12 protein-coding genes are annotated in these 12,631 nt (G+C 69.5%); 6 read left to right on the forward strand and 6 right to left on the reverse strand.

The annotated features are described in order from the left end of the window. Nucleotides 1-160: 160 nt before the first annotated feature. From LDO27_RS06715 to LDO27_RS06730, 4 genes are all read right to left on the reverse strand, one after another. Nucleotides 161-1,072, reverse strand: coding sequence for a flagellin (locus LDO27_RS06715; RefSeq protein ID WP_224040524.1), 912 nt, complete (start codon nucleotides 1,070-1,072; stop codon nucleotides 161-163). A gap of 12 nt (nucleotides 1,073-1,084) precedes the next feature. Next, nucleotides 1,085-1,777 (reverse strand): C39 family peptidase, encoded by a 693-nt coding sequence (locus LDO27_RS06720; RefSeq protein WP_224040526.1) that lies wholly within the window; start codon nucleotides 1,775-1,777, stop codon nucleotides 1,085-1,087. Further along, nucleotides 1,774-2,226 (reverse strand): hypothetical protein, encoded by a 453-nt coding sequence (locus LDO27_RS06725; RefSeq protein ID WP_224040528.1) that lies wholly within the window; start codon nucleotides 2,224-2,226, stop codon nucleotides 1,774-1,776. The genes LDO27_RS06720 and LDO27_RS06725 overlap by 4 nt, the downstream gene beginning before the upstream one ends. A gap of 209 nt (nucleotides 2,227-2,435) precedes the next feature. Further along, nucleotides 2,436-3,875, reverse strand: coding sequence for a hypothetical protein (locus LDO27_RS06730; protein WP_222204361.1), 1,440 nt, complete (start codon nucleotides 3,873-3,875; stop codon nucleotides 2,436-2,438). Nucleotides 3,876-4,530: 655 nt separating this feature from the next. On the opposite strand from LDO27_RS06730, the gene LDO27_RS06735 reads away from it, so the two are divergent. The 4 genes from LDO27_RS06735 (at nucleotide 4,531) to LDO27_RS06750 (ending at nucleotide 8,207) form a co-directional block, all read left to right on the forward strand. Then, complete coding sequence (locus tag LDO27_RS06735) at nucleotides 4,531-5,310, forward strand: GntR family transcriptional regulator (RefSeq protein ID WP_224040530.1); 780 nt, start codon at nucleotides 4,531-4,533, stop codon at nucleotides 5,308-5,310. A gap of 169 nt (nucleotides 5,311-5,479) precedes the next feature. Further along, nucleotides 5,480-6,388 (forward strand): tripartite tricarboxylate transporter substrate binding protein, encoded by a 909-nt coding sequence (locus tag LDO27_RS06740; protein WP_224040840.1) that lies wholly within the window; start codon nucleotides 5,480-5,482, stop codon nucleotides 6,386-6,388. Further along, nucleotides 6,385-7,686, forward strand: coding sequence for a 3-isopropylmalate dehydratase large subunit (locus LDO27_RS06745; RefSeq protein WP_224040532.1), 1,302 nt, complete (start codon nucleotides 6,385-6,387; stop codon nucleotides 7,684-7,686). Before LDO27_RS06740 ends, LDO27_RS06745 begins: the two co-directional genes overlap by 4 nt. 5 nt (nucleotides 7,687-7,691) lie before the next feature. Then, entirely contained in the window at nucleotides 7,692-8,207 is a 516-nt protein-coding gene (locus LDO27_RS06750) for a LeuD/DmdB family oxidoreductase small subunit (RefSeq protein WP_224040534.1), read from the forward strand. A gap of 25 nt (nucleotides 8,208-8,232) precedes the next feature. Here LDO27_RS06750 and LDO27_RS06755 read toward each other — a convergent pair whose 3' ends face one another. Further along, entirely contained in the window at nucleotides 8,233-8,949 is a 717-nt protein-coding gene (locus LDO27_RS06755) for a phosphoribosyltransferase (protein ID WP_224040536.1), read from the reverse strand. Between the two features lie 194 nt (nucleotides 8,950-9,143). Between LDO27_RS06755 and LDO27_RS06760 the strand changes: the two genes are divergently transcribed. Together LDO27_RS06760 and LDO27_RS25625 are read left to right on the forward strand one after the other, a co-directional pair. Next, nucleotides 9,144-10,820: a TonB-dependent siderophore receptor gene (locus LDO27_RS06760; RefSeq protein WP_322790808.1), complete on the forward strand. Its 1,677-nt coding sequence runs from the start codon at nucleotides 9,144-9,146 to the stop codon at nucleotides 10,818-10,820. 241 nt (nucleotides 10,821-11,061) lie between these two features. Next, nucleotides 11,062-11,310 carry a TonB-dependent receptor gene (locus tag LDO27_RS25625; RefSeq protein WP_322790809.1) on the forward strand — a complete coding sequence of 83 codons (249 nt, stop codon included), beginning with the start codon at nucleotides 11,062-11,064 and terminating at the stop codon, nucleotides 11,308-11,310. Between the two features lie 155 nt (nucleotides 11,311-11,465). Here the strand turns inward: LDO27_RS25625 and LDO27_RS06765 are convergent, their stop codons facing one another. After that, nucleotides 11,466-12,425 carry a YihY/virulence factor BrkB family protein gene (locus LDO27_RS06765; RefSeq protein ID WP_222204349.1) on the reverse strand — a complete coding sequence of 320 codons (960 nt, stop codon included), beginning with the start codon at nucleotides 12,423-12,425 and terminating at the stop codon, nucleotides 11,466-11,468. Nucleotides 12,426-12,631 lie beyond the last annotated feature (206 nt).

The following is a 12,631-nucleotide window of genomic DNA, read 5'->3' on the forward strand; positions in this document are numbered from 1 at the left end:
TTCCTCCCGGGACGGCGGACTGTTGTGCAGGAGTCCGCGACCTGCCTGCATGGCATTCGCTCCTTGCCTACCTCATCGCGTTTCCTCTCGTTTTCGGGCCGGTCTCCGCGCCGGCCTCATGCTTGCCGCATGGCTTGGTACCGCGGGCCCGCCTTCCCCCTCACCTCGCGCTCGCCGCCCGCAGCAGCGCGTTCTGCAGTGCCGATCCCGCGACCTGCGCGCGGAACGCCTGCAACGTGTTCACGCCCGCGTCGATGGTCAGCAGGCTCTGGATTTGCTGGTTGCTCAGCGTGTTCTGGATGACGGTGGCCGGCGAACTGGCCAGGGCGGCGGGATTGAAGCTGTTGCCCGGCCCGTTCTGGATGAGGTTCAGCAGACCGTTGGTGGCGACCGTGCCGGTGGCGGTGGCGATCACCGATGGCGGCGGCACGGCGGCGGCCGCGGCAGTGCCGGGGCTCGGCGCGGCGGTGCTGGCGGTGCCCGGCGTGGCGGAGCCCGTGCCCGGCTGTCCGGCGCTGGCGGTCGCGCTGCCGGTGCCCGGTGTACTGCTGCCGGTGCCCGGGCTGCCGGGGTTCGACGTGGTGGTGCCGTTGCCGCCGAGCGCGGCGTTGACGGCCGCCGTGGCCGTGGCCCCGGCGTTCGCCGCGCCCTGCAGCGCCGCCGCCAGGCGGCCCGCCTGTTCGGCCGTGATGCGGCTCACATCCGGAATCGTCAGGCTGGTCGAAACCACCAGGTTGCCGTTGACATAGACGGCGCGCTCGATGCCGAAGGACACCTGCAGGCCGGCCGCCTCGAAACCGCCGCGCAACTGCTCCAGGCGCTCCTGCGCGACCGGCGTCCAGCCCGCCATCAGCGTTCGCGATGCGCCGACTGCGATCGGCGAGGGTTGCCACGCAGCGCTCGGCGCGGGCGCATCCGCGACATCCGCGTCCAACGCGTTGGCCGCTGGCGCGGCGCTGGCCCAGGCACTGCCGCAGCAGGCCAGCCCCACGCCGAGCAGCATGGCTGCCGCCGGCGAGGCCGCGCCGCCGCGGCGCGCGCGCGGGGTCATGGATAAACGGTGGTGGTCCATGATGCGGTATTCCTAGAAATCTCCCACGCCGTGCTTGGGCATGACGGTGAAGAACAGACTGTCCCGGTTCACGCCCATCCAGTAGGGCCCGCTGGGCGCCACGCGCCAGTCGGCATACTGGTTGAAGCGCGCGCGGTCGGTCCGGTTGTGGATCACGAACAGCAGGTTGCTGTCCCAGATGCGCTCGAAGTGTTCGCGCGACAGTGCGCGCGTGCCCATGGCCGGGTCTCCCACCAGAACCCGGTTGCCGCGCACCCCCTTGACCACGACGAAGTGGTGATAGCCGTTCTCGACGATCAGCACGATCGCCGGCACCTGCGTTTCCTCGAGCTTGGACAGGGGCAGCTCGTAGCCATCGGCCAGAAAGCCACGCGCTTCCAGAAAGCGCTTCATGTCCAGCAGCGAGAACCCTTCCTGCCGGATCTTGGCCTGGTTGCCCCGCAGGTACATCTCCTGGAACACTTCCTGTTCCGTGACGGGATAGCCGTACTGGTAGGTCAGCAGCGTAGCGATCGCCGCCGAGCCGCAACTGAAGTCGTACTGCTGGCGCACCGTGGTGCGAAAGCGCGCTTCCTTCAGGCTGACCGTGCGCACGCGGTATTCGCCGCCGACGCCCGGCACGACGGCCTCGCCGGCATGTCCGGCAGGCGCGCCCAGCGACGCGCCCAGCAGCACCGCCAGCAACATCGAACCACGCACGATCATGGCCGGAACTGCACGTTGAGGATGGTCGCGTTCTGGATCAGCACGTTGGCCCCGCTGTTCTGGATCACGGTGGGCAAACCCGCGGAATTGGAGAAGGCGCCGTCGCTGATGGCGTTGGTGCCGGTGACGATGCGGTTCGCGTAGTTGTCCGCCACGGTGCCGGACAGCCGCATGTCGTTGACCACGACCTCGGCGCCGCCGCGGATATCGTCGAGACGATTGCCGTCGACGGGCTTGCCGAAAGCGGACAGCGCCGGCGCGGGCTCGTCCTGCGGCGTGGTGGAAGCCGGTACCGCCACGCCCGTGAGGGAGGGAATGCCGGTGTAGTGCGCGATCGCCGCGATCGCGGGGGTTGGCCCGTCGGGCTGCGGCTCGGCCAGGACCGACAGCCCGGGCCAAAGCAGAAATGCCATCGACAGCGTGCCGACGGCGGTACGGACCGGTCGCATGGTGCGCCTCCTACGAACCCTGGCGGGCGATTCCGACGGTACGCCTTGCCAGGTACGACTGGACGTCTGGGTGAACGGACGCCCATCCGCGCTAGCGCGAACGGGCATCCCGTCGTGTCAGCCCGACACGTGCATGGTGCGGCGGCGGCGGACGCCGGGTCCGTTCGCCACCGCGCATACACGCATCGCGCTTCCCGCGCGGTTTCGCCCTACCTGCCGACCGCCAGGTTGGCCTGCACCGTGACCGCCTGCTGCACCAGCGCGCCAAGCCCGCTGTTCTGGTTGGCGATCATGATGCCGGCTGCCGACTGGCCCACGCTGGTCATGGCGTTGGACATGTTGAAGGTGCCCGCGTCGGCCACTGCCATGCCGCCCGCGCCACCCACGCCGCCCGTCGCGCCATTGCCCACGCCACCGGTGCCGCCCGCGCCGGCGCCGCCGGCTCCGCCCGCACCGCTGGATGCGCCCACGGCGCCAGCCGCGCCATTGCCGGCGGTCGAGCTGCCGTTGGTCGCCTGGGTCGACGCATCACCATTGGTTGCCGCGCCGCCCGCGCCGCCGTTGCCCGCCACGCTGTTCTGCGTGCCGCCCGCGCCGCCGGTTCCGGTGCCGGTGCCAGCCGTCGCCGTTGCAGCGCCGCCGGTGCCCGCGCCGCCAGCGCCGCCGGTGCCGGTGCCGGTGCCAGCCGTCGCGGTGGTCGCGCCGGTGGTGCCCGTACCGCCTGCGCCGCCAGATGCCGCGGAGGTGCCGCCGGTCGGCGACGCCGCGCCGGCGGTGCCCGAGCCCGCGGCGCCATCGCCCACGCCGACGCCCACGCTCGCGCCCAGCGCGCCGCCCGAGCCCGCGGCCGCATAGCCGCCGCGGCCGCCCGTGGCCGAGCTGCCCGAGCCGCTGTCGCCACCCGTGCCGCTACCCGCCGCGCCACGCGAGCCGACGCCCAGGCTCGCACTGAGCGCATAGCCGCCATTGCCGCGGCCATTGCCACCGTAGCCGCCCGTGCCGGAGGCCTCGCCACCATTGCCGCCGCGGCCTGCCGTGGCGCTGCCATTGGTGGCGGTACCCGCCGTTGCGCTGCCGTTGGTGGCATTGCCGCCCGCGCCGCCGTTGCCGCCCGCGCCGCCATTGCCGCTGTTGCCGCCATTGCCGCCGGTGCCGCCGGCCGCCATGCCGCCCGTGCCATTGCCGCCATTACCACCGGTGCCGCCCGCGGCGTTGCCGGTCTGCACGGCGATATTGCCCAGGTGCGCGATCGACATGCCGCTCACCGTGCCCGACAGGCGCGTGGTCGCGACCGCCCGGCTGGTGTTGAAGGCATTGCTGAAGTTGGCGGTGGCCGAGCCGCCGTTGGCGGCGGCGTTGCCATAGCCGCTATCCATCCGCACGCGGTTGGTGTTGTCCGCGTTGGTCTTGGTGCGCGTGCTGGTGGTGGTGCTGGAGTCGGTGTAGCTGCTGCTGTCCTGGTAAGCGCTGGAATATTCGCTGGCTTGCGGCCCGTCTCCCGTCTGCGTCGATACTGCGGTTGCGGTTTGCGTGTTGTTGCCGTCGATGCGGCGAACGTCACTGTTGGTGGTCGGATCGGCGGCCATGGCCTGGCCGCCGATGGCGCCAAGCGCCATGGCGATAGCCGACGCTAGTAAGGTCTTATTCATACGAAGCTCCCAGGAGAATGTCACAGCGGCTCAGCCCGGCGCCGGCGTCTGATTGGGTATCCGCCGGCAGCAGGTAGCGGTCTGGCACGCGGCCAAACCGGCATCGCCTGCGCATAATCAGTGCCAGCGGATTTGCGCAAAGCCGCAAGTCCTTTAAATACAACGCCCGGCAAACGCGGCTGGTCCCTGGAAACGGCCAACGCAATGCCCTCAGGCGGCCCGCTGGCTGTGAACCGCATCACACATGTCACAACTCTGAGACAGCGACCGCAGTGCAACAAGGTTTGCTGCGACGCAACGCGCACGCGTCGATCCACGGCGGTGCACAGGCTGGCCGCGGACCTTGCGGTATCCGCACGCGAGTATCGGATTTGAAACAACATCGCCTCGGTGTCCCCGCCGCCGCTCGGCCCGGCGCGCCTTGTGGGGATGTCTGTCTCCCGTCGCACATACCGCTTTGCGCTGTGTGCGCCGCAGCGTTGTGGCGCATACCAGATCCACGGTGGCGTTCGCGCGTCACACCCCGGAGGTCTCGCAAACCGGCGCCCCGCAAGGGATTCCGGCGTGTGGCCATGGCGCGACGCAACTAGGTTCTATGTCTGATTTAAAGTACATTAAGGTATTTCGGACGTGTCATCTCTCCCCAAGGGAAGCCATGAGTGAAGCCGTCGTTCCCCTGTATCACCAGATTTACGTGGTGCTGCGTCAACAGATCGTGGAGGGCCGCTTCGGCCAGGGCCCCCTGCCCGGTGAAATCGATCTGGCCAAGCAGTTCCACGCGTCGCGCGTGACGATGCGGCGCGTGTTCGACCGCCTGGTTCAGGAGGGACTGGTGCGCAGGCACCGCGGCCTGGGCACGTTCGTCAATCCGCATCCGGTCAAGCCCGCCCAGGTGGAGGATCGCCCCTCGAGCCTGCTCGACAACCTGATCGACATGGGCGAGAAGACCGCCGCCAAGCTGATCGCGATGGACGAGGTGCAGGCCACCCCGGAGGTCGCGCAGGCGCTCGCGCTGCAACCCGGCGACCCGGTGGTCAAGGTCGTGCGCGTGCGGCACTACCAGGGCCGCCCGCTCTCCCATATCACCGTCTACCTGCCCGCCGACGTGGGCCGCCTGCTGACCAGCGAGCGCCTGGAGACGGCGCCCATGCTGCGGTTGCTCGAAGCCGGGGGGGTCCAGCTGGGGCGCGCCACGCAGGTGGTGTCCGCGCGCCTGGCCGACGTGGTGGTGGCCCCGCTGCTGGAGGTGCCGGTCGGCGCGGCGCTGCTGGCGGTGCGCCGGGTCGTGAAGGACAAGTCGGGGCGGCCGGTCCAGTTTCTTCTGGGCCAATACCGTCCCGACCGCTATGAATACCGTATGGAACTGTCGCCCGCGGGCGGCGACAGCGCCAACGTATGGGTGGAAAACGGCGTCCGCTCGGGACTGCGCGATTGAGCGATCGCGCGAATCCGCAGCCGAGGGCGAACCCGATAACGATTCGATGGAGACCATGCCCATGTCGCTTGACACAGTTGCCAAGACCCGCCTGTCCGGCCGCCAGCGTCGGCGCGCCACCGCCACGCTGACCATTCCGCTGCTCGCCGCGCTGCTCGCCCTGCCGGGCATGGTCCGCGCCGAGATAGCCGGCGGCAAACCGATCCGCCTGCTGGTGGGCGCCCCGCCGGGGGGCACCACCGATACGCTGGCGCGCGCGCTCGGGCAGGAAATGGCCAAGGTGCTGAACCAGACCGTGGTGGTGGAGAACCGCCCCGGCGCGGGCGGCAATATCGCCGCCGACATGGTGGCCAAGGCCGCCCCGGACGGCAGCACGCTGCTGATGAGTTTCACCAGCCACACCATCAACGCCTCGCTGTACAAGAAGCTGCCGTTCGACCCGGTGGCCGACTTCACGCCCATTACGCTGGTGGCGACGGTGCCCAGCGTGCTGGTGGCCGCGCCGAGCCTGCCCGCCTCCGATATCCCGCAGCTGATCAAGCTGGCCAAGGCCCAGCCCGGCAAGCTGAACTTCGGCATCGGTTCGGTGGGCTCGTCGCTGCATATGGCCGGCGACATGTTCAAGATGATGACGGGCACCTATATCGTCAACATTCCCTACAAGGGCACAAACCCCGCGCTGACGGACCTGCTGGCCGGCCAGGTCGACCTGATGTTCGCCAGCACGATCAACGTGCTGCCGCACGTGAAGGCCGGCAAGCTGAAGGTGCTCGGCGTGACCAGCCCCGCGCCGCTGCCGCAGTTTCCGGGCGCGGCGCCGATCGGCGCGACGGTCAAGGGCTTCGAGTCCAATGCATGGTTCGGCCTCTTCGGCCCGGCCGGCATGCCGGCCGAGGTCACGCAGGCGCTGTACCAGGCCGCGCGCAAGAGCCTGGACAACCCGAACGTGACCAAGCGGCTGGAGGCGGACGGCGCCCAGCCGGTCGGCAATTCGCCCGAGACCTTCGGCGCGTTCGTGCGCCAGGACATCAAGCGCTGGGCCACCGTAGTCAAGTACTCGGGAGCCACCGTCGAATGACGTCCCCCGGCCACCCCGCCCCCGCCACGCTCGCGCAGAAGCTGGTGGCCCGCGCGGCCGGCATGGAGGCGGTCGTGCCGGGCACCGTGGTGACCTGCCGCGTAGACCTTGCCATGTCGCACGATTCCAGCGGGCCGCGCCGCGTGGCGCCCCTGCTGCGCGAACTCGGCGCCAAGGTGTGGGATCCCGAGCGCTACGTCATCGTGACCGATCACTTCGTGCCGGCCGCCGATCCGGAAGCCGAAACCATCGTGCGCTTTGCCCGCGACTGGGCGCGCGATGCCGGCCTGCGCCATGTCATCGACGGCGAGGGCATCTGCCACGTGGTGCTGCCCGAACGCGGCCACGTGCTGCCGGGCCGCTTCATCGTCGGCGGCGACAGCCACAGCCCCACCGGCGGCGCCTTCGGCGCCTACATGTTCGGCATCGGCGCCACCGAGATGGCGGGCGTGCTGGCCACCGGCGAAATCTGGCTGCGCGTGCCCCACACCATCCGGCTGCACTGGAACGGGCGCCTGGCCGACGGCGTGTGCGCCAAGGACATGATGCTGTTCCTGTGCGCGCGCCTGGGCATGGGCGGCGGCCGCTACGAGGCCGTCGAGTTCAGCGGCGACGCGGTGACCGCGCTGCCGATGCAGGAGCGCATGACGCTGACCAACATGACGGCGGAACTGGGGGCGCAGACCGGCCTGATTGCTCCCGACGACACCACGCTGCGGTGGCTGGCCGACACCGGCGTCGCTCCGCAAACGCTCGCGGCCATCGACGTGGCGCACTGGCGCACCGATGCCGGGGCGGCGGTGCTGGAGGACCATCGCTTCGACGCCGCGACGCTGCCGCCGCAGGTGGCCGCGCCGCACTCTCCGGCCAACAGCGCGCCGGTGGAGCAGGCGGCCGGCGAAGTCATCGACATCGCCTATCTTGGCGCCTGCACTGGCGCCAAGCTCGAGGACATGCGCATGGCCGCGCGCGTGCTGCGCGGGCGGCGCATCGCGTCGGGCGTCACGCTGCAGGTCGCCCCCGCTTCCTTGCGCGACCAGCAGCAGGCCGAACGCGAAGGCACGCTGGCGGCGCTGCGGGATGCCGGGGCCCAGTTGCTGCCCAATGCCTGCAACGCCTGCGCGGGCTACGGCCCCACCCGCTTTGGCGCCAGCGCGCGGGCCATTGCCTCCACCGCCCGCAACTTCCCGGGGCGCATGGGCGATGCCGGCAGCGCGGTCTGGCTGGGCTCGCCGCTGACGGTGGCGGCCTCCGCGGTGGCCGGCCGCATCACCGATCCGCGCACCATGCTGTCATGAGCCAGATGTCCCCTCTCCGCGCCGTTACCGCCTCCGCCACCGGACGCATCTGGCGCTTCGGCGACAACGTCGACACCGACGCCATGGCGCCCGGCACCTACATGAAGCTGGGGATCGAAGAGATTGCGCGCCACTGCCTCGAAAACCTGCGGCCGGAATTCCCGGCGCAGGTGCGCGCGGGCGACCTGCTGGTAGCCGGCGAGAACTTCGGCGTGGGCTCGTCCCGCGAGCAGGCGCCGCAGGCACTGCGGCAACTGGGCATCGCCGCGATCGTCGCGCCCTCGTTCGCCGGACTGTTCTACCGCAATGCGCTGAACCTGGGGCTGCCGGCGCTGGTTTGCCGGGACACCGCCGCGCTCGCGGACGGCGCCGAGGCCACCCTGGACCTGAACGCCGCCACGGTGGTGCTGGGCGATGGCCGCCGCATTGCGTGCGAACCGATTCCCGGCTTCCTGCTGGCGATGCTGCGCGCGGGCGGATTGATTCCGCATCTGAAGGCGCGGCTGGGCGCGGGCGTCTAGCAGGCGCGCGCCGCCGCGGCGCGCACTACGACGGACCGACCTCGTCCGATGGCGCCTGCATCGCCCGCGCCTCGGCCAGCAGCGCGATCACCTCCGCGTCCTCGGTCTGGTTGAAGTCGACATAGAACGCGCCGACCGCCCCGAAGCTTGGCGGCACATCGAGGCAGACGACCTCGTCGGCTGCAGCGCGCAGGGTGTTCAGTCCCTCCTCCGAGCCGACCGGCACGGCCGCCACGACATGGCTCGCGCCGGCCATGCGGGCCGCTTCGAGCGCGGCGCGCAGCGTGGCGCCGGTTGCGACCCCATCGTCCACCACGATGACCGCGCGGCCAGTCATGGCCGTGACCGGTGCTCCGCCGCGGTAGCGCTGCCGGCGCCGCGCGATCTCGTCCAGTTGACGGCCGCGCTCGGCGTCGAAGGTCCCGCTGTCCAGCAGCCGCCGGGTCCAGGCATCGTCGTTCGCCACCGTATGGGGCGCACTGCCCGCGGCATCGCCTTCCACCACCGCGCCCAATGCCAGTTCCGGATATCCCGGCGCGCCGATCTTGCGCACGATCAGGATGTCCAGCACTGCGCCGATGGCCCGGGCGACCTCGAACGCCACCGGCACCCCGCCGCGGGGCAGCGCCAGCACCAGCGGCGGCGCACGGTCCGGCGCGGCGCCGTATCCCAGTTCGCGCAGACGGCGACCCAGGTATTGGCCGGCCTCGCGCCGGTCCGCAAAGCGGGATGGCAGTTGCATCACGGTCTCCTGTGGCGCGGTGTACCGCGAAAGGCCCCTTCTCCGAGCCAATATGTTGCTTCCGCCATAAAACATTCCGTTACAATGCGGATGCAATTAAGAACGATTCGTATTTCTCAACACATCGTTCTGTCGGCGCCCGGCCTTTTCGGCGTCCCGGAACGAGGCTCTTCCAAAATATAGACAGATTCACCATGACCAAGCGCGCTCCTGCCTGCCGCCGCCACCACGCCTTTCGTCTGACCACGCTTGCCCTCGCCCTGCAGGCCGCCGGAACCGCCCTCGCCCAGGAACAGGCGAACCCCGAGGCCGCGACGCAGCTGCCCTCGGTGACCGTACGGGCGGACGCCGGCAACGAAAGCCCGACGGGTCCCGTATTCGGCTTCGTGGCCAAGCGTGCCACCACCGCCACCAAGACCGACACGCCGGTCATGGAGACGCCGCAGTCCATCTCCGTGATCACCCGCGACCGCATCGAGGCCCAGGGCGCGCAGACCATCCAGCAGGCCATCGGCTATACCGCCGGCGTCACGGCCGGCGTCTATGGCAACGACAACCGCGGCGACTGGGGCAAGTTCCGCGGCACCGACTTCACGCAGTACCAGGACGGCCTGCTCAATCAGGTGGGCTTCTACAACAACGTGCGCACCGACGTGTACGCGCTGGAGCGCATCGACGTGCTGCGCGGTCCGTCGTCGATGCTGTTCGGCCAGGGCGCCGTGGGCGGCATCCTGAATCTGGTCAGCAAGCGGCCGCAGGCCGAGGCCGCGCGCGAGATCGGCGTGCAGTTCGGCAACAACAACCGCAAGCAGGTGCAGGCGGATCTGACCGGCCCGCTCGATGCCGAAGGCAAATGGCTGTACCGCCTGGTGGCGCTGGCGCGCGACAGCGATACGCATATCGACTATGCCCAGGACAACCGCTACCTGATCGCGCCGTCCCTGACGTGGCGCCCGAACGCGGACACCTCGCTGACGCTGCTGGCCAACTTCCAGCGCGACGACAGCAACACCACGGCGGGCTTCCTGCCCTGGCGCGGCACGCAGATCGCCAATCCGGCCGGCCAGATTCCGGACAGCTTCTTCGTCAGCGAACCGGGATACGACCGCTTCCGGGCGGAGCAGGCCGCCATCGGCTACCAGTTCGAGCACAAGGCCAACAGCGTGTGGACGCTGCGGCAGAACCTGCGCTACTCGCACAGCAAGGTGGACTACCGCAGCATCTATGCGGCGGGCTTTACCGGCGCCACGCACGGTTGGGTGCCCGGCAGCGACACCATGCTGCGCCGCACGGTCTATATGAACCAGCCCACGCTGGACAACTTTGCGGTGGACACGCAGGCCCAGGCCAATTTCGCCACCGGCCCGATCGGCCACACGCTGCTGACCGGCATCGACTACCAGCACTCGGAAATCACGGGCCGCACCGGCTCCGGCGGCACCGCCGCGCCCATCAACGTGTTCAATCCCGTGTACGGCAACTTCACGCCGCCGACCACGATCCGCGACCTGAACCCGAGCACGCAGGCGCAGACCGGCCTGTACATGCAGGACCAGATCTCGTGGAACAAATGGCTGCTGATGCTGGGCCTGCGCTACGACATGTCGCGCGCCTCGCAGGACAACACGCCGTCGGCCTCGCGCGACGACAATGAACTGACCAAGCGTGCCGGTCTGATGTACCGCTCGGACCTGGGCATCAATCCGTATGTCAGCTACTCCGAGTCGTTCCAGGGCCAGGCCGGCTTCAGCCAGTCCGGCCGCCCGTTCGATCCGCTGCGCGGCAAGCAGTGGGAAGCCGGTATCAAGTACCAGCCGCCGGGCAAGAACGCGATGCTGACGGTGGCCGTGTTCGACATGCGCGATCGCTGAACAACCAGTGGGATTCTGCTGGCCAATTACACCTACCTGGGCCACCGCTTCGACTTCCAAAGAACCGCAAGGTGGCCGGCGTGGTGAACGGCGTGCCGGAGACCACGCAGGTGGGCGAGGCCCGCACGCGCGGCGTGGATGCGCGCGTGATCGCCGGCACCGCGGCCGAACTGGACAAGCGCCTGGCCAGCGTGCCGTCCAACATGGCGTCGCTTGAACTTGTACGTGGCCCAGAAACGACGTGCCGGGCTTCTCGACGGGCGCGGGCGTGCGCTATATCGGGCCGAGCTATGACGGCGCGGACAACAACAAGGTCGGCGGCGTGACGCTGTTCGACGCCATGGTCGCCTACGACCGCGGCCCGCTGCGCCTCGCGCTGAACCTGACCAACCTCGCGGACAAGGAGTACGTGAGCACCTGCCTGACCCGCGGCGACTGCTACTACGGCGCGCGCCGCACCATCGTCGGCAGCGCCACGTATCGCTTCTGATCCGCTTGCCAGCTCTCTCGGGATCCCATGGACGGATTCTGTTGCGCTCCCCCTCGGGGGAGCTTTTTTTTGCTTGTTCGCCGCAGGGCGCGATATCCGGTGCCTGTCGCGCTTAGTGGTGCTGCGGTCCTGCCCGGCCGCGGCAGCGCGGACCGTTACCCTTGCTCTCCGCCCCCGCCTCTGCCGCGCAGCCGCGAAAGCGGAGAAGACGCGCCATGCGTATGGAACGCGTCCGGACCGCCTTCGTCCGATGGCCCGGCGACGCCGCGCTCGAACTCGGCGATGACCTGCGCGCCGAGCAGCAGCAGCGTGGCGGCGATCTCCAGGCTCAGCAGCACGATGATGGCGGTGGTGAGCGAGCCATACACGCGGCCGACCTGCGACAGCGTCGCGAAATACCACACCAGCACGTGCCGGGAGATTTCCCACAGCACCGCCGCGGTCATCGCGCCAATGAGCGCGTAGCGCACCGACAGGCGCCCCACCGGCATCACCAGATAGATGGACGTGAGCAACAGCACTTCCCCGCCGAGCCCGAGCAGGTAGAGCAGCGTCCCCGAGAGCCGGTCCAGCGACCAGTCGCGGCCGAGCACTTCCACATGGCGCTCTCCAATGGTCTGCAGGGCGCCCGCGACCAGCGTCACCATCAGCAGGCCCACGCTGAGCACGAGGATGTAGCAGTACGGGAGGATCGCCGACACGAGGAAATGCCGGCGGCGGATAGCGACCCGGTGCACGAAGATCACCGACATCGCGTTCTCCAGCACCGTGAAGGCCAGCGAGCTGAAGAAGATCATGGTCGCGAGCAGCACCCATCCGATCACGCCGCGGTTGGCCATGAAGCTGGCCAGTTCTCCGGTGAGCGCGCGCGACTGCCCAGGGATCAGCCATTCCAGATAGCGCGACAGCGTTGCCAGCAGCGCCTCCGGCGCGACGATATGCGACAGCCCGATCAGCATCAGGATCAGCAGCGGCACGATCGACAGCAGGGCGTAGTAGGCGACCGCGCCCGCCAGCAGCAACCCCTGGTTGGCGCGGAAATTACTGAGCGTCAGCAGCACGAAGCGGCCGGGGTGCTTGAGAACCGCGCGGGTACGCGCATCGATGATCGGCATGGCTGCGGCGCTGGGAATCGGTGGCCTGGAAGTCGGTGGCGGCGGCGGTCCAACCCTGTCCGGCGCGGCCCGCCGCTTCGCGCCCAGTGGGCAATGTGTGCCATCGCGCGGCGCATGGCAAGAGGAGCTTGTCCTACGGCGCGCGGCAGTTTTCGTGCGATGACCGCACCGTTGGCGGCGCGGCCACCACAGGGCGCGGACATTTC

Source organism: Cupriavidus respiraculi (assembly GCF_914271545.1).
GTDB lineage: Bacteria > Pseudomonadota > Gammaproteobacteria > Burkholderiales > Burkholderiaceae > Cupriavidus > Cupriavidus respiraculi.